This is a genomic window from Methanosarcina vacuolata Z-761, from assembly GCF_000969905.1.
GTDB classification, from domain to species: Archaea; Halobacteriota; Methanosarcinia; order Methanosarcinales; family Methanosarcinaceae; genus Methanosarcina; species Methanosarcina vacuolata.
The window spans coordinates 2,736,638-2,753,154 of the sequence record NZ_CP009520.1 but is presented as its reverse complement, the minus strand read 5'-3'; the positions used below and the strand labels follow the sequence as shown (position 1 = coordinate 2,753,154).

At 41.0% G+C, this 16,517-nt stretch carries 12 protein-coding genes and 1 pseudogene; 6 read left to right on the top strand and 7 right to left on the bottom strand.

The window, feature by feature from the left end; all coding sequences use genetic code 11:
• The first annotated feature begins 15 nt into the window (after nt 1-15).
• The 3 genes from MSVAZ_RS11385 to MSVAZ_RS11375 all read left to right on the top strand — a co-directional run bounded on the left by MSVAZ_RS11385 (nt 16) and on the right by MSVAZ_RS11375 (nt 4,316).
• Nucleotides 16-2,223: an ATP-dependent DNA helicase gene (locus MSVAZ_RS11385; protein ID WP_048121068.1), complete on the top strand. Its 2,208-nt coding sequence runs from the start codon at nt 16-18 to the stop codon at nt 2,221-2,223.
• Nucleotides 2,224-2,505: 282 nt separating this feature from the next.
• Nucleotides 2,506-3,807, top strand: a complete 1,302-nt coding sequence (hisD, locus tag MSVAZ_RS11380; RefSeq protein ID WP_048121067.1) for a histidinol dehydrogenase — start codon at nt 2,506-2,508, stop codon at nt 3,805-3,807.
• Nucleotides 3,808-3,908: 101 nt separating this feature from the next.
• Entirely contained in the window at nt 3,909-4,316 is a 408-nt protein-coding gene (locus tag MSVAZ_RS11375) for a DUF1699 family protein (RefSeq protein ID WP_048118606.1), read from the top strand.
• A gap of 321 nt (nt 4,317-4,637) precedes the next feature.
• Here the strand turns inward: MSVAZ_RS11375 and MSVAZ_RS11370 are convergent.
• Nucleotides 4,638-5,049: pseudogene (locus MSVAZ_RS11370) on the bottom strand (transposase); the annotation flags it as partial.
• 151 nt (nt 5,050-5,200) lie between these two features.
• Between MSVAZ_RS11370 and MSVAZ_RS11365 the strand changes: the two are divergent.
• Nucleotides 5,201-5,599 carry a hypothetical protein gene (locus tag MSVAZ_RS11365; protein WP_048121065.1) on the top strand — a complete coding sequence of 133 codons (399 nt, stop codon included), beginning with the start codon at nt 5,201-5,203 and terminating at the stop codon, nt 5,597-5,599.
• Nucleotides 5,600-5,890: 291 nt separating this feature from the next.
• Here the strand turns inward: MSVAZ_RS11365 and MSVAZ_RS11360 are convergent, their stop codons facing one another.
• Nucleotides 5,891-7,081, bottom strand: a complete 1,191-nt coding sequence (locus tag MSVAZ_RS11360; protein WP_048121063.1) for a tetratricopeptide repeat protein — start codon at nt 7,079-7,081, stop codon at nt 5,891-5,893.
• 250 nt (nt 7,082-7,331) lie between these two features.
• Between MSVAZ_RS11360 and MSVAZ_RS11355 the strand changes: the two genes are divergently transcribed.
• Nucleotides 7,332-8,060, top strand: coding sequence for an HAD family hydrolase (locus MSVAZ_RS11355; protein ID WP_048121062.1), 729 nt, complete (start codon nt 7,332-7,334; stop codon nt 8,058-8,060).
• 509 nt (nt 8,061-8,569) lie between these two features.
• Here MSVAZ_RS11355 and MSVAZ_RS18910 read toward each other — a convergent pair.
• Nucleotides 8,570-8,959: a hypothetical protein gene (locus MSVAZ_RS18910; protein WP_052727962.1), complete on the bottom strand. Its 390-nt coding sequence runs from the start codon at nt 8,957-8,959 to the stop codon at nt 8,570-8,572.
• A 659-nt stretch (nt 8,960-9,618) separates the two neighbouring features.
• On the opposite strand from MSVAZ_RS18910, the gene MSVAZ_RS11345 reads away from it, so the two are divergent.
• Nucleotides 9,619-12,129 (top strand): PocR ligand-binding domain-containing protein, encoded by a 2,511-nt coding sequence (locus MSVAZ_RS11345; protein ID WP_084626128.1) that lies wholly within the window; start codon nt 9,619-9,621, stop codon nt 12,127-12,129.
• 68 nt (nt 12,130-12,197) lie between these two features.
• Here the strand turns inward: MSVAZ_RS11345 and MSVAZ_RS11340 are convergent, their stop codons facing one another.
• From MSVAZ_RS11340 to nikB, 4 genes are all read right to left on the bottom strand, one after another.
• Nucleotides 12,198-12,728, bottom strand: coding sequence for a putative ATP-dependent zinc protease (locus MSVAZ_RS11340; protein ID WP_048121059.1), 531 nt, complete (start codon nt 12,726-12,728; stop codon nt 12,198-12,200).
• A 309-nt stretch (nt 12,729-13,037) separates the two neighbouring features.
• A complete protein-coding gene (locus MSVAZ_RS11335) occupies nt 13,038-14,333 on the bottom strand; it encodes an MFS transporter (RefSeq protein ID WP_048121057.1) in 1,296 nt (431 codons plus the stop codon).
• A gap of 167 nt (nt 14,334-14,500) precedes the next feature.
• A complete protein-coding gene (gene nikC, locus MSVAZ_RS11330; RefSeq protein WP_048121054.1) occupies nt 14,501-15,334 on the bottom strand; it encodes a nickel transporter permease in 834 nt (277 codons plus the stop codon).
• Complete coding sequence (nikB, locus tag MSVAZ_RS11325; protein ID WP_048121052.1) at nt 15,318-16,262, bottom strand: nickel ABC transporter permease; 945 nt, start codon at nt 16,260-16,262, stop codon at nt 15,318-15,320. The genes nikC and nikB overlap by 17 nt, the downstream gene beginning before the upstream one ends.
• Between the last annotated feature and the right edge of the window lie 255 nt (nt 16,263-16,517).

Sequence of the window (16,517 nt, the reverse complement as noted above, 5' to 3'; positions counted from 1 at the left end):
AGTTTCTGATTTTCAATGAAGATAGAAAGTCTCGATCTGCCCGACGAAGTAAAGCGTTTTTATCTCAATTCCGGGATTCTGGAACTTTATCCCCCTCAGGCTGAAGCTGTGGAAAAAGGGCTGCTTGAAGGAAGAAATCTGCTTGCTGCAATCCCTACAGCTTCAGGGAAGACTCTCCTTGCCGAGCTTGCAATGTTGAAGTCCATCCTGGCAGGAGGAAAGGCACTCTATATTGTGCCTCTCAGAGCTCTTGCTTCAGAGAAATTCAGGCGGTTTAGGGAATTTTCGGAACTTGGAATTAGGGTCGGGATCTCTACAGGGGACTATGACATGCGGGACGAGGGACTCGGAGTGAACGACATTATTGTTGCAACCTCCGAGAAAACCGATTCCCTGCTCAGAAACGAGACTGCCTGGATGCAGGAAATTTCGGTTGTTGTGGCAGACGAGGTGCATCTTATAGACTCGCCGGATAGGGGCCCAACGCTTGAGGTTACCCTTGCAAAGCTTCGGAAAATGAACTCTTCCTGCCAGATCCTTGCACTGTCTGCAACCGTCGGGAATGCCGACGAACTCGCAACCTGGCTGGAAGCCGAGCTTGTAGTAAGTGAATGGAGGCCTACCGAGCTTCTTGAGGGAGTATTCTTTAATGGGACCTTCTATTGCAAAGATAGGGAAAAAACTGTTGAGCAGTCCACAAAAGACGAAGCTGTGAACCTTGCACTGGATACCCTCAAAAAAGATGGGCAGTGCCTGGTTTTCGAAAGCAGCAGAAAAAACTGCATGGCTTTTGCAAAAAAGGCGGCTTCAACTGTTAATAAGACCCTTTCAGCAGAAGACAGGAAAGTCCTTGCAGGAATTGCAGACGAGATCCTTGAAAACAGTGAAACCGATACTTCAACGAACCTTGCAGCCTGTATTCGTTCAGGCACGGCTTTTCACCACGCAGGCCTTACAACGCCTTTAAGAGAACTTGTGGAGGACGGTTTCAGGGCTGGAAAGATAAAGTTGATTTCGAGCACGCCTACCCTTGCAGCCGGGCTCAACCTGCCTGCTCGACGAGTAATTATCCGAAATTATCGGCGCTATTCCTCTGAAGACGGAATGCAGCCTATTCCTGTGCTCGAGTACAAACAGATGGCAGGCAGGGCAGGCAGGCCGAGGCTTGACCCATACGGAGAAGCCGTGCTTGTTGCAAAATCATATAAGGAGTTTGTTTTCCTTTTTGAAAATTACATCGAAGCTAATGCCGAAGATATCTGGTCTAAACTCGGAACCGAAAACGCTCTCAGGACCCATGTGCTCTCTACGATCTCTAACGGTTTTGCGCGTACATATGATGAACTCATGGATTTTCTTGAGGCAACATTTTTCGCTTTCCAGTACTCGAACTTCGGGCTTTCTACGGTTGTGAACGAATGCCTTACTTTTTTGCGTCAGGAAGGGATGATTGAGAAAACCGATGCCCTTATTCCTACAAGCTTCGGAAAGCTTGTCTCAAGGCTTTATATCGACCCCCTGTCAGCCGCCCGGATTGCAAAGGGCCTGAAAGAAGCAAAGAGCCTGAGCGAGCTTACCCTGCTTCATCTGGTGTGCAGCACACCTGACATGCGCCTGCTTTACATGCGGAGCCACGATTATCAGGATATCAACGATTATGTAATGGCTCATGCGAGCGAATTTGTAAAGGTGCCCAGTCCCTTTGATGCTACGGAATATGAATGGTTCCTTGGGGAAGTCAAGACTTCTCTCCTTCTGCTTGACTGGGTCCATGAAAAATCTGAAAACGAGATTTGCTTAAAGTTCGGCACCGGGGAAGGTGACATTCATTCAATTGCGGATATTGCGGAATGGATAATGCATGTCACCGCTCAGCTTGCCGGGCTCCTTGACCTCAAAGGTGCAAAAGAAGCCGCAGAACTTGAAAAGCGGATCCATTACGGAGCAGCCCCTGAACTTATGGGTCTGCTCGATATCAGAGGTATAGGGCGCGTGAGGGCAAGGAAGCTCTATGAAGCAGGCTTCAGATCCTCAGCAGAGCTTGCGGGAGTTGATCCTGAGAAAGTGGCTGCTCTTCTTGGGCCGAAAATTGCAGACCGGATTTTCAAGCAGATCAGGAACAGAGGGACATTGTCTGGGATTATTGAGTCTGAGCCTCCTACTGGGCCTGAATCTTCTGAGAAAAGTCCGTATTCAGGGCAAAAAACAATTAATGATTATTGATTATACCTGCCTGATTTTCTTTTATTTTTATAAATTGGGAATTCTTACGTGGTTTTATCTCTGTTAATGGGCTCAGTAAGGGATAAAATATTAAATGAGAGCAGGGATTTAATTGAATCGGATTATCGAGTTAACCAATTATCCTCTTATTCAATTCTCAGATTGCCGATAACTAATTTGTAGTAGAGTTATTTTATATCAGATTTGAGTAGTCAGTTTATATCAAATTTCGAGATCAAATTTCGGATTTCAACCTGTAGGTTATGTCAGGTTCTTTTAGAGATGGTCATGATGTTATTCAAAAAGTTGTCTGATGTTTCGGAAGCTGAAATGCAAAAATTAATCTCCCGGGGCTCCGGGCTTGAGGACGTAGCGAATACCGTTTCAGCTGTGCTTTCTGATGTGCGTACCAGAGGAGATTCTGCGCTCAGGGAATATACGGCTAAATTCGATAAAGTCGAACTTGCAAACTTTGAGGTAAGTGAGGAGGAATTTCAACAGGCTCTTTCCGGCATAAGTCCTGAACTTCTGGATCACCTTAAGTCTGCAGCTGCAAACATACGGGCTTTCCATGAAGCTCAGCTTCCGAAAGCTACCTGGTTTATGGAATTAAAGCCAGGGATTGTGCTGGGTCAAAAGGCAACGCCTCTGGAAAGTGTGGGCGCTTATGCTCCTGGAGGGCGTGCTTCCTATCCTTCAACCGTGCTCATGACTGTAATCCCTGCCAGGGTTGCAGGCGTGGAGCAGGTCATTGTTTGTACCCCTCCAAGGCCGGACGGTTCCGTACACCCGCTTACGCTTGCCGCTGCAAAGGTTGCAGGAGCGGACAAGGTGTTCAAGCTCGGAGGCGTGCAGGCTATAGGGGCAATGGCTTACGGGACTGAAACCGTTCCTAAGATGGATAAAATCGTAGGACCTGGAAATATTTTTGTCACAGCTGCCAAAATGCAGATCAGGGATTTTGCAGAAATTGATTTTCCAGCCGGCCCAAGCGAGGTGCTCATTATTGCAGATGAGTCGGCAGATGCCGTTATGGTCGCCTCGGATATTCTCGCACAGTCCGAACACGATCCAAATTCAGTTTCAATACTCGTCACAGGTTCGGATACGCTGGCAGAAGCTGTAAAAAGAGAGGTTCTGGTTCAGGCGGAACAGGCTGCAAGAAGCTGTATTATAAAGGCTTCTCTTAAAAATGCCGCAATTCTTATTGCAGATTCCCTGGAACAATGTATTGGCTTTAGCAATAAGTTTGCTCCCGAACACCTTGAGATTATGGTATCGGACCCGGATTTCGTACTTGAGAAGATTAAAAACGCAGGATCGATTTTTATAGGAAACTATTCTCCGGTTCCTGTTGGGGATTATGCCTCAGGGACAAATCACGTGCTTCCCACATCCGGATATGCCAGAGTTTATTCTGGTCTGAATATAAACCATTTTATTAAATACTCAAGTATTCAGAGAATCAGCAAGAGTGGGCTTGAAAGTCTGAAAGAAACTGTAATCGCATTAGCCGAGGAAGAGGGTCTACAGGCACATGCTGATTCTATTAGAACTCGTTTTGGGTATAAACCCTCTAAATAATATATCGGCTAATCGATATGTATTTAAAATGTAAATGCGTAAACAAAATTTGATTTTTAAATAAATGAAAATCTAATTATTAAATAAGGAGTGGGGATAGTATGAAAATAAGAGTAGTTAGTTCACGGGAGGAAATTCCTACCCTGAACCCGAACGAAAAGGTTATCCATCTTGCTTTCAGGCCATCTAACAAGGATGTATTCATGCTTGCGGAAACATGTCCGAAAATTGAAGCTATACAGCTTCCTAAATCTTACAGAAGGACGGTTTCCAAGTCAATTGAAATGTTCCTGGAGATGCAGAAGATAAATCTTCTGGAAGGCGATGTATGGGGACACAGGAAAGACATAAACGAATATTATAATGTCTCTCAGAATGTTCTGGAGAAAATTCAGGAATTAAAAGCCGACCGCTTTACCAATGAGGTTATTGCTGAAAAGCTTTCCAGGGAAAGTAAATTGAATTCGGATATGATCCTGTACATCCTGAGCAAAAAAATTGTGGATTAATCTGTTAATTCTTTCGCCATCTTCTAGGTGTATTTCAGGATATGACTTTTTTAAATCTTATCCTGTGAAGGGCGGTGGATAGGAACAAATCCTGACGTTGACAGTTAAATAAAAACATACATGATATTCTTCGAATAACATGTCCAAAAAATGAAAGTGTTTGAAAGCACTTTCATACCAAATAAGTGCTCTTTGTTTTGTGCTATTCGATACAATGGACATCACAAAACAGAGAGCTTTCCCTACAATTTCTAATAAGAATATATGTGTTCTTATCGGACTTTTTTGCTTTTAACGCCTTTTCGTTAATTTTGGCAAACCCTCAATTATTACCCATAGTTCGTCCATTTCTATCTGGGTACATCCCGGTCTTTCATCATACTTCATTTACTTTATCACATTGTTCATCTGCACGAGCTAACCATCGCTTTACACTGGCAGATTGTACCTCTAAAACATCGGCAATACCTTCAATGCTCATTCCTTTCATAGACATTTTTAGAGCTAGATCAATAGTTTGCTCATCTTTGCGAAGATCATGATAAAAAGTGCCTGTGTTATCATTGAATACTTTACCGCAATTGTGGCAAACATATCTTCTTGTTTTCTTTCCACGACTTATGTAAGTTCCATTCCCAGTAATATTGCCCTGGTTAGTCAGACCATAGAGTTTGCAGTTTTTGTTTGGACAGGCAACGTCAAAGAATTGTGGTTTTGGACCTCTTTTTCCCATAATTAAACATACGTTATTCAAATATTAATACCAATCAGATACAAATTGACCATCGAGAATTATGTTCAGAATCTAGCAGTAATTATTATAAAACCTCAATATCAATTATAAAGCATTTATTATAAAACACATGATTTGAATGGGGGAAAACATGAGAAAAGCGTTTGTTATATTGATAGTATTGTTCGGTGTATTCCTGGCCATCGGATGCGCTGGTCAGAAAGCTCCAAATGAAACGGGAACTCCAGTCCAAGCTGTAACTGAGGCTGAAGCAGTAACCGGAGCTGAAGCTGTAACACCGGTTCAGGAAGCAGTAACCGTAACTGAGGCTGTAAAAGAAACTCCTGTTACAAAAGTAACTCCGGCTGAAGCAGTTACTGAAGTAGAAAATGTAACCGAACCGACAAACATAACCATAACAAAGAAACATGAACAGGAGACTCCAATTGAATTGGAAACTCCAACCAAAGTACAAACTCCAGCCAAAAATGTTACAGGTACTACCGGGGACACAGGAGTAATCCACGTAACACCTAGCAAGGGCAAATAACGGCTCAGGCCTGAAAAACTTATAAAAAATGAATATGGGCAGAGTAGTTGGTAATTCTGAGCAAAGGCATGGTAATTCTGAGCAAAGACCTGGTAATTCTGAGCAAAGGCCGAATTATCGAGTAACAATTAGTACAATTAGTAATAATCCGAATTCTGCCCATAACATAAAACAGTAAGGCGCTATAGTATGTATGACCGAAAAAATAAAAATTTAAAAATCTTGAAAAAAGTAAACGTTGGATAATAATAGGCTATCGAATAAAAATAGGCTGGTATGTAAAAAATTCGATTACTGGGTATTTCCCCCTACTTCGGCATATCTGGGATCAATTTCTACAGCTTTCCTGTATGCTTCTTCTGCTTCTTCTTCCTGCCCGAGGAAACTCAGACAGACAGCTTTTCCGAACCATGAGTCTGCAGCCTCAGGATCAAGCTTGAGTGCCTGCTCATAAGTCTCCAGAGCTTCTTCAAAGTGTCTGAGTTGAGCAAGCACAAAACCCAGACTGGAATAAGCTTCTAAATACTCAGGGTCAAGTTGTGTAGCTTTCCTGTATGCCTCTGCTGCTTCCTCGAATCTCTGCATCTGGCTGAGGGTAAAGCCTTTATTATACCAGACATCGGCATTTTCGGCGTTGATTTCGATTGCTTTGTCAAAGGCTTTAATTGCCTCGTCATAGTTTTCAAGGTTTTCGAGGTCTATCCCCATATTATTCCAGGCATCATCGTTCTCAGGATCAAGCTCCACAGCTTTTTGATATGCTTTTAAGGCCGGCCTGTAACTTCCAAGGCTGTCCAGGTCCACGCCTTTATAATGCCAGGCTTCGGTAAAGTTAGGATCAAGTTCAATTGCCTTGTCGTATGCGATAATTGCTTCGTCGTACTTACCCATTTGACCCAGAGCTATGCCTTTTCCTACCCATGCTTCTTTATAATCGGAATTTTCCTCAAGGACTTTTTCATAGGCTTCGATAGCTGCTTTATAGTCTCCTGCCTGGCTCAGGTTCAGGGCCTTTCCGTACCATGCATTGGGATAGTCCGGTCTGAGCTCAAGGGCTTTTTCATAGGCTTTAACAGCTTCTTCATACTTACCAACCTGGGACAAGGAGAAAGCCATATTATTCCAGAGATCTGGGTCCTCGAAATTGATTTTGATAGCTTTTTCATAAAACTCAAGAGCCTCGCCGTATTTTCCAACGGTTTCAAGAGCTTGAGCCTTATTGTTTAATAGGTCTATATTATCTGGATCAAGCTCGATTGCTTTATCAAAAGCCTCCATTGCCTCATTAAAGTTTCCACAGCTGAGAAAATCAAGTCCGTATTCATTAAGCTTGGCCGCAATGACTTTATCGCTGATTTCCTGCTTACATGTATCCCCCGAATCGCTTAGAACAAACATTTCTTCGGAAACCGTCTCTTCTTCAGTTTTTTCTTCACTGCCTTCTTTCCTGAAGGTTTCATCTTTTGGTTCGTCGGAGCTCATATCAAAATTTCCTGCTCTGCCTTTTATAGTAGACCCTGCGGATTCTAAAATGTCCGCGTTCGGTATTTACTTAAATCCGTTGTTCGTTTATGATTTATACATCTGTCCTTTATGGCTTTTATAGCCTCTCCCCGAAAAGCTCTGAAAATAGTTCCGGAAAGAAGAGCATAGACGAAGAGTAAAGAAAGAAAAAGCAGAGAAAGAAAAAGCAAATTTACATGGTTTAGAAAAAGCAGCAGGCACGAAGAAAATGGAAGAAGTTGAGAAGAACATGAATATAATTCAGAAAGATCTGGAGCGAGTTTATCCCGGAGTTCTGAAAGCCGTGCTTTTTGATATGGATAACACTCTTTTTGATTTCGTAGCTGCAAAACTGGAAGCTTGCAGGGAGATTCTCTCTTTTATCTGGAAGGGAGATATTACGGAAGAACCTTCTGTACTTTTCAGATACTTCCTGAGAGGAGTTTACGGTTTTGAAGATCACGAAAATATTCGAGACTACATGCAGGAGAGAAATGTTTTTACAGCTCAGGGCTACAGGAAGTGCTGTGAGATCTATGAACGGGAAAAACTGCAAAATCTCGAACTCTATCCAGCTGTAACGGATACCCTTGATAAGCTTAAAAAGCTGGGCTTAAAGCTCGTGATTATAACGGATGCCGATAGTTATCATGCCCTGGCAAGGCTTACAAGGGTCGGGCTTCTTAATTACTTCGATCTTATCGTGGCTGCGGATACGACAGGCACAAAAAAACCAGATCCGGCACATTTTCTTTTCGCGCTTAAGGAGCTCGGGATAAAACCCGGAGAAACTCTGGTAGTGGGAGACAACATCAAAAGGGATATGGTCCCTGCTCGCAAACTTGGATTGAGAACCGCTTACGCTTCTTATGGAGACTGGAGACCCGGAGAAGAAAAGGATCAGTGCTTCGACTTCAGACTCGATACTTTTTCGGATATGCTTGACTTATTTCACTAAACGAAAATGATATTCTTCGAATAACATGCGCAGCCAATGAAAATGCTTGCAGATGGCAGTATTTTCATGCTAAATAAGATGACTCTGTTCCAAAATATAGCGATTTTTGCATTTCTTGATTGAAAATCTGAATTCATGCGTCTTCGGTTAAGTAAGGGATTGTGACAAACTGCGTCCATTTCCACAACATTTGTCAAATATTCTAATGGGATATAAAGTGGAACCAGTTATCGATTTCATTTAAAGATGCGAAAATTTAAGGCCGGTTTCTAATGCAAAATTGATAGCTTTTTGGCAAGAAAATTCCTTAACCGATCCCCAATGAAAAGTATAGAGTTCAGATTTATCATTATAGGACTTACGCACTTGAAGTACAAAATCAAGCACTTTCGACATTGTGACTTGTTTAGTGTTTTAGACAATTGAAGGTTTAATGCTATCGATTTCTCAGTCCAACAGCGTAAGTCCTACATTAAAAATTCAGTACCTGGTAGACACTAAACGACTTATTAATCGTTTCCAGGAGTTTTTTTGACTATAGTGGTACTGGTTATAGTTGTATTGTTGCCTTTTATGGTGGTCCTAGCTGCAGTAGTATTGTTACCAGATATAACGGTCCTTTTTGCAGTAGTATTGTTGCTTTTTATGGTGGTTCTAGCTGCAGTAGTGTTGTTACCATATATAACGGTCCTGTTTGCAGTAGTATTATTGTCCTGTAAGGTAGTCTTGTTCACTCCTGTGGCTGGAGTTACTTCTGTAACAGGAGTCTCTTTTACAACTTCAGTCACAGCCTGGACCGGAGTTCCCGTTTCATTTGGAGCTCCATCTTGCTGACCAGCACATCCTATGGCCAGGAATACACCGAATAACACTATCAATATGATAAGTGCTTTTTTCATATTTTCCCTCCACTTAATTAATGCATTTTATATTAAGTGCGTTATAATTAACATTGAGATTTTATAATAATTACTGCTAAATTCTGAACATAATTCTTCTTACGATCTGGCGCACAGTACATTGATTAGCATGAAAGTACGGAACAAAAATGGCTCACAATGCTCTTTTTAATTTTCTGCACCCTATCAAATTTAAGCCTTCTATGACAATTCACTGATTAGTTTAGCGATGGTTTGAAAAAACATCGTTAGGACAATCTTCATACCTGAGGTAATGACGAGATAAATAGTCAAAAAATGGTGAGGTGAACGTCAAAATGGTGAGGTGAACGTCAAAATGGTGAGGTGAACGTCAAAATGGTGAGGTAAACTTCAAAAATGGTGAGGTAAACTTCAAAAATGGTGAGGTAAACTTCAAAAAGGGTGTTATCAAAGTCAGGTTCCTTGAGTTCTTGATATTGTCATGTGAGCTTCACACACAAAATAAATATCTTTATCTACTATTTTTTTAAATTTAGTAATATTATACCTGAGAAATCAGTTAAATTTTATACATTAAATATTTTTTTAAATTAAAGATGTACTCTCGCTTGTGAGTGGTCACAGTAGTATACTAAAGTTAAGTATGTCGACGTCAAAGAGAGGAGTCTGAAGGAATTATGAAAATAGACCTGGAGCAATTAAAGACAACAAACTCGAATCCTGCGCTCAGTGCTGCGAGCCTTGAATTAGTTGATATTCTTGATGTTCCAGCGCTCAAGTCTCTTATGAATGACTTATCTCAACTTACTTACATCACCATATCTATTATTGATCTCAAAGGCAATGTCCTTATGAGTATTGGATGGCCGGATATATGTACAAGATTCCACAGAGTCCATCCAGAGACCTGCAGGCACTGCATAGAAAGCGATACACAGCTATCACTGGGCGTTGCTCCTGGAGAATTTAAGCTTTATAAGTGTAAGAATAATATGTGGAATTTTGTGACGGGTCTGATCGTGGAAGGACAACATATCGCCAATATCTTCTCAGGACATTTCTTTTTTGAAGATGAGACTTTGGACTATGAACTTTTCCGATCCCAGGCTAGAAAATATGGCTTCAATGAAGAGGAATATATAAAGGCGCTCGAAAAAGTTCCACGGTTAAGTAGGGAAACTGTGAACAAAAACATGTCCTTCCTTATGAAACTTGCCAACATGATCTCACAACTAAGTCATAGCAACTTCAAGCTTTCTCAAGCATTGGAGGAATGCGATATCCTTGTGGATGAGCTAAAGAAAAACAAGGAAGATCTCGATCGCGCTCAGGAGGTTGGTAATTTAGGAAGCTGGCGTATGGACGCGCGTAAAAAAGAATTAACGTGGTCTGATGAAAATTATCGTATCTTTGGTATCCCAAAAGGCACTCATTTGACCTATGAGACTTTCCTTTCTAAAGTCCATCCGGATGACAGAAAATATGTCCAGAAAGAATGGATAGCAAAATTAAAGGGTGAACCATATAGTATAGAACACCGGATTATCGTAGATGGAAAGGTCAAATGGGTTCGTAAGAAGGCATATTTTGAATTTGACATAAATGGAGAGATTGTTGGCGGCTTCGGCATAACGCAGGATATAACGGAGCGCAAAAAAGCAGAAGAAGCGCTTAAAAGAGCACATGATGGTTTAGAAGCAAAAGTTAAAGAACGTACAGATGAGCTTGAAAAGGCTTATGAATCATTGATGGAAGAAAAGAGAAGACTTTCTGAAGCCCAAAAAATAGCTCATATTGGAAATTGGGACTGGAATCTTGCAACTAATGAAATGTACTGGTCTGATGAGATGTGTCGTATTTTTGGGTGTGTTCCCCAAAAAGTGTTTCACAAGTACAGTGAACTTTTTAACTTTATACATCCCGAAGATCGAAGTTACGTATATAACACTGTTAATAGTGCTTTACATGGGAAGTTCTTTAGCATTGATCACAGGATTATCTCATCTGATGAGTCAGATCGCGTAGTCCACTCACATGGTGAAGTTGTTTTTGATGAGAAAAAACGCCCAATTCTCCTGAGAGGAACAATTCAGGATATTACAGATATCATGAAAACAGAAGAGAAGATCAGGACATTAGCCGATGTCGTGGAATCATCAAATGATGCTATTATAACTGAGACTCTAGATGGTATTATTGCAAGCTGGAATAAAGCCGCAGAGCAGATTTATGGTTATTCGGCTGAAGAGATTCTGGGTAAAAATGTTTCAATCTTTGAACCAGATAATCTTAAAGGTGAAATAAGAAAATTTGTTGAAATGGTTAAACGGGGAGAAATAGTCCAGCATCACAAAACTTTACGGCTAAAAAAAGATGGTAGACTAATAAATGTGTCAATAACTTATTCTCCAGTTTTTGACGCTTCTGGAAAGCTGAAGGCTGTCTCAGCTATTAGCAGAGACATTACTGAGCAAGTCAATGCGGAAAGACTTCTGGCAAAAGCCGAAGATGCCCGAAAAAAAGAAATCCATCATAGAATTAAAAATAATCTGCAAGTGATCTCTTCCCTTCTTGACTTACAGGCTGAAAAGTTCAGAAACAGAAAACATGCTGAGAATGAAGAAGTTCTTAACGCTTTCATAGAAAGCCAGGACAGGGTAATGTCAATTGCTCTTATCCACGAAGAACTGCATGAAGGCAGAGGAAACGATACAATAAACTTCTCTTCGTATATTAAAAGGCTTGTTGAAAATCTTTTCCAGACCTATAAACTTGGAAATGTCAACACGATCCTGAACATCGAACTGGAAGAAAACATTTTCTTTGATATGGATATAGCCGTCCCGCTGGGAATAATCATTAACGAACTTGTTTCAAATTCCCTTAAGTACGCATTTTTAGGCAGAGATAACGGGAAAATTCAAATCAAACTATACAAAGAAGACTCTGCAGAATACGCAAACAAAGAGCAGGAAAACACAAAAGAAAGTTTTAATGTCACTGATTTTGTTTTAATAGTCTCGGATAATGGGATTGGTATTCCTGATGAATTTTATTTAGAAGATTCCAATTCTCTTGGCTTACAGTTAGTGGAAACCCTGGTAGACCAGTTAGGGGGCAAAATTGAACTCAAAAGAGCTTTTGGGACTGAATTCTGTATCAGATTTACAGTACCAGTACAAAATTGAAAAATATTAAAATCAAATTCTCATACAATGTTCAGTTGTTTAACATATTTTTATTTTTCTAAACATTTTTACTGACCTTTAATGTACTCAAAAGTCCAGAGCGGAATTCCTCCTACTTCTCCCTTTTCAAGATGTTCCATCTCATGAGCTGCGCTATATGCCGGCGTACCTTTTAGTTTTATGTGTTTTTTCTTTAACTCCCTGACTGTTATTTTCCTGAGATCAGGGTTTACCTCTGCAAATATGATTTTTTTTGCATGCAGGGTTATTATATAGGGCCTTTCAACCAGTTCTCTTTCTTCTTTTGTTCCGCATTTTTCCAGCCTCTGGATGACCCCTTCTTCAGCTATGACTTCGGGTTCGATAAAGAAGTATATCTTTTCCAGAGTATAACCGGTCTTGCTCTCCTCACTATAGTAAGTTATCACGTCTTTTACTGCCATGCTTTTTGTTTCTTCGGAGGCATAACTCCAGGAGCCTCCTGATTTTAATGAAAGCAGAAAAGGAAGAAATAGATCTTCTTGAATTCCAAAACTGGAAATCATGTGCTTTTCAAGGGCTGAAAATTTGAAGATTGCTTGAATTTCTTCAATATCCATATTCACTTCCCCTTTTTAAGAATTTGAATCTTTAAGTCTATTTAATTTTTCTTTATTAAATTCCTTAGAGGCTGTCTTAAAATTAAATAATGCTACTGTATCGGTTCTCAAATCTATAAATATAATAAAAATAATAACAAAATAATAATGAGCTGATCCCAAAACTCAAAATTACTTTTCTTGATCTCGAATTTGCGATTATTATTTGATCTTCGGATAATGAAAACAATTCTGAAAATTTTATTGTTTTGAGAATAAAGTTGGTTTTGGGATGGCCTCAATAATTACAAAATAAGAGAATTATAATATTCAGACAACCTCTAAGTTTCTTTGCTCTTTTTCCATCTTCTCAAAGAACAAGTAATAAAGTACAGTAGCAACTACGTATAATATGCAGGTCAGAAGGAAAGGAAGGCTATAGTAATTGTGAGCCATCATCAAACCACCTGCATAGGTGCTCAGTCCAACACAGGTATAGCAGCTCATCCATATCAGGCTGTTAACAGTTGCCCTCTGGTCTTCGCTGACCACTTCCATATTGAAACTGCTCAATATAGGGTTTGACATATTCATTATAGCTGACCTCATGATGTATCCGAAAGCAGCTATTGTAAGTAGGGATGTAGATGTAAAAAGCAGAAGAAATGGGATTGAGGAGAGCTGAACCAGGGCTACGATCTTCACTTTCCCTAACCATTCGGTAAGTATAGGGACAAATAATAAGGTGAACATCATGACCACCTGGGAAAGGGAAAAGATGAAACCTATCTGCCTGGAACTTGCTCCAAGGACAATGTCAAAATAAACATTAAAATAGGGAAGAGCCAGCCCCCATCCCATACCTATAAGCCCGTTTACCAGAACTAATTTTTGGATCGTTTTTGACCTTAAAGTCGAAGAAAGGGTAGAAAACAGATCTGACTTTCCTGGCAGAGCGGGTTTTTTGTTTTTTATGAATATCAGGGGCAGCAGGGAAATTAACACAGCAGTTAAAGATGCATATAGTGAGAGCTGGTAACCCGTTGGGTCTGCTGGGTCAATCTTTAGTGAGCTGGTAAAGGTTTGCGGTAGAATGCCGCCCGCAAAGTTTCCTATCATGACGCCTATGGTGTATAACAGGTAGTACATCGAAAACAGATGCATCCTTTCATAACTCGTGGAGTTTTCAACCATGAACGTAGATGCTGTAACTATTTTAAGTGATGAGGATACCCCATAGAGAATGCTGAATAAAACCAGCAGTAATGTCGAGGTAGTGGTGTACAGGACTGCAAAGGAAAACAGGAGAAGAAGGCAGGACAATAACAATGTGCTCTTTCTGCCTACCCTGTCGCAGAACATGGCCGCAGGGATTGCAAACAAGCCGGTGGATATGGAAACCAGTGAGAGCATGAGTCCCAGGAAGTCCTCCCTGAACCCGAGCCTTAAGATGTACAGATTGAAGATTACCTCGTAGATTCCCAGGCTCAAAGAGATGAGGAAAATATATCCTAAGAACAGGCACGCATTTCGACTGAAACAATTTAATTTTTCCCTGTATCCGGCAACAACACTGATGGTTGCGTTTAAAATAAACTTGCTGTTAAATGATGAGTATTTTTTCATGGTAGTTGCTCTGAAGAAATATCGAATATACAGTTTCAGTCGATGCCCTTCTTTTTTCAAAGGTTAAGCTCAGTCGATACCCTTCTTTTTTCAAAGGTTAAGCTCAGTCGATACCCTTCTTTTTTCAAAGGTTAAGCTCAGTCGATGCCCTTCTTTGAGGGTTAATTTCAGTCGATGTCCTTCGTTTCTCTCGGGTCAAGCAGGTCCCTTAACTCGTCCCCAAGATAGTTGAACGCCAGGACCGTAAGCATGATAGCAATTCCGGGAAAGATCATTATGTAGGGAGCAGATCGGATGTATATTTTTCCTTCATTCAGCATGGAGCCCCATTCCGGAGTAGGCGGCTGCACTCCAAAACCCAGAAAACTGAGTCCTGCTGCAGACAGTATGACATATCCCATTCCTATTGTTGCCATTACTATGAGTGGAGACATCACGTTTGGGATTACGTGGTGTAAAATAACATGTAAATCCCCTGTTCCAAGCCCTTTTGCAGCCTTAATATAGTCCTGTTCTTTTACAGCCATGACAGAGCTTCTGGCCAGGCGGGCATAACCAGCCCAGTCCACTATTATCAGGGCCATGACCAGATTCATGAATCCTGCACCGAAAAGCCCGGCTATTCCAAGAGCCAGTAACAGGCTGGGAAAGGCCAGAAAAGCGTCAACTACCCGCATAACTATTTCATCCAGCCATCCTCCATAATATCCGGATAGAGCGCCAATGGTAAGACCTAAAATCAGAGAGGAGCTTACTACCAGAAGTCCAACTGATAAAGATACTCTTGCGCCAAAAATTATCCGGCTTAATATGCAGCGTCCTAAATGGTCGGTTCCGAACGGATACTCATGACAGGGCTCTTTAAGTCGAAGTTCAAGATTCGCTTTCTCGGGATTGTGGGGCGCTATATACCCTGCGAAAAGCGCTGAAAGCATGAAAAAAATAAGAATTCCTGCACTAAGGAACAATCCCGGATTTTTGTTTTTAATTCTTAGTTTCATATCTGATCTTTGGGTTAAGGTAAGAGTATGATATATCCACTGCAAAATTGATCAGTACAAATATCACAGCAATGAACAGCACACAGCCCTGTATCATGGGGTAATCCTTGCTGAGTATGGATGAAACAATCAGGTTTCCTATGCCCGGCCACGAGAAGATCGTCTCAACTATAACAGAACCATTCAAGAGATATCCGAAATTCAGCCCTGCAACTGTTACCACGGGTATGAGGGAGTTCTTCAAAGCATGCTTGAGAATAATCATGTATTCAGGAACTCCTTTGGCTCTGGCTGCCCGGATATAATCCTGCTGCATCACGTCAAGCATGCTTGCTCTCATCAATCTCATAGTTACAGCGGCATAGCCCGTTCCAAGGGTGATGGCAGGCAGTAGGATATCAGCAATGCCTCCGTCTCCATATCCTGAAGAAGGCAAGACCTTCAAGGTAAGCGCGAAGACTATGATCAGGAGATATGCCTGCCAGAAATTGGGCATTGAGACTCCTGCAAGGGCAAAGAATCTGCAGACATCGTCTATAGATGTTCCTTTTTTCAGAGCTGAGATGATACCAAGTGGGATCGCAATGATTAGAGACACCAGCATACTGATTACGGCAAGCTTCAGGGTGACTTTGAAGCATCTGAAAATTGCCTTCGAGACATCTTCACCTGTCATGTATGATTTTCCAAGGTCTCCGTGGATGATTCTACCCATCCAGTGAATGTACTGGATATGTATTGGGTCATCAAGCCCCGTTTTAGCCCTGAACTCTTCTACGGCTCTCTGGTCTACCCCTCCTCCGGGATTCGTTAGAGCATTTTCTGCCGTATCCCCTGGAGAGATATAGATTATAGAAAAACTGATTACAGATACCAGTAAAAGGACAGGGAGAAGGAGCAAAAGCCTTCGAGTTATAAACTCTATCACTTATCAGTCCTCTCTATTATGTTGCAAAGTTTGCTTTATTTTTAATTTTACTTCTCTTCTATAACTGATGTAAGTATAAACTTCCATAGTCTTCTCCTGAGTGTTAATGACTCCATTAATCTAACTACTGCTTCGATAATCCAGTAGTTTTCTTCGATAACCCATAAGTTTTAAATGACTTTTTTGTGTCCAGTTTAGTTCCCAATTTTTTTGTAAGGCCCCGGAAAAAACTCCAGGACCTTATCGAGTTTACTG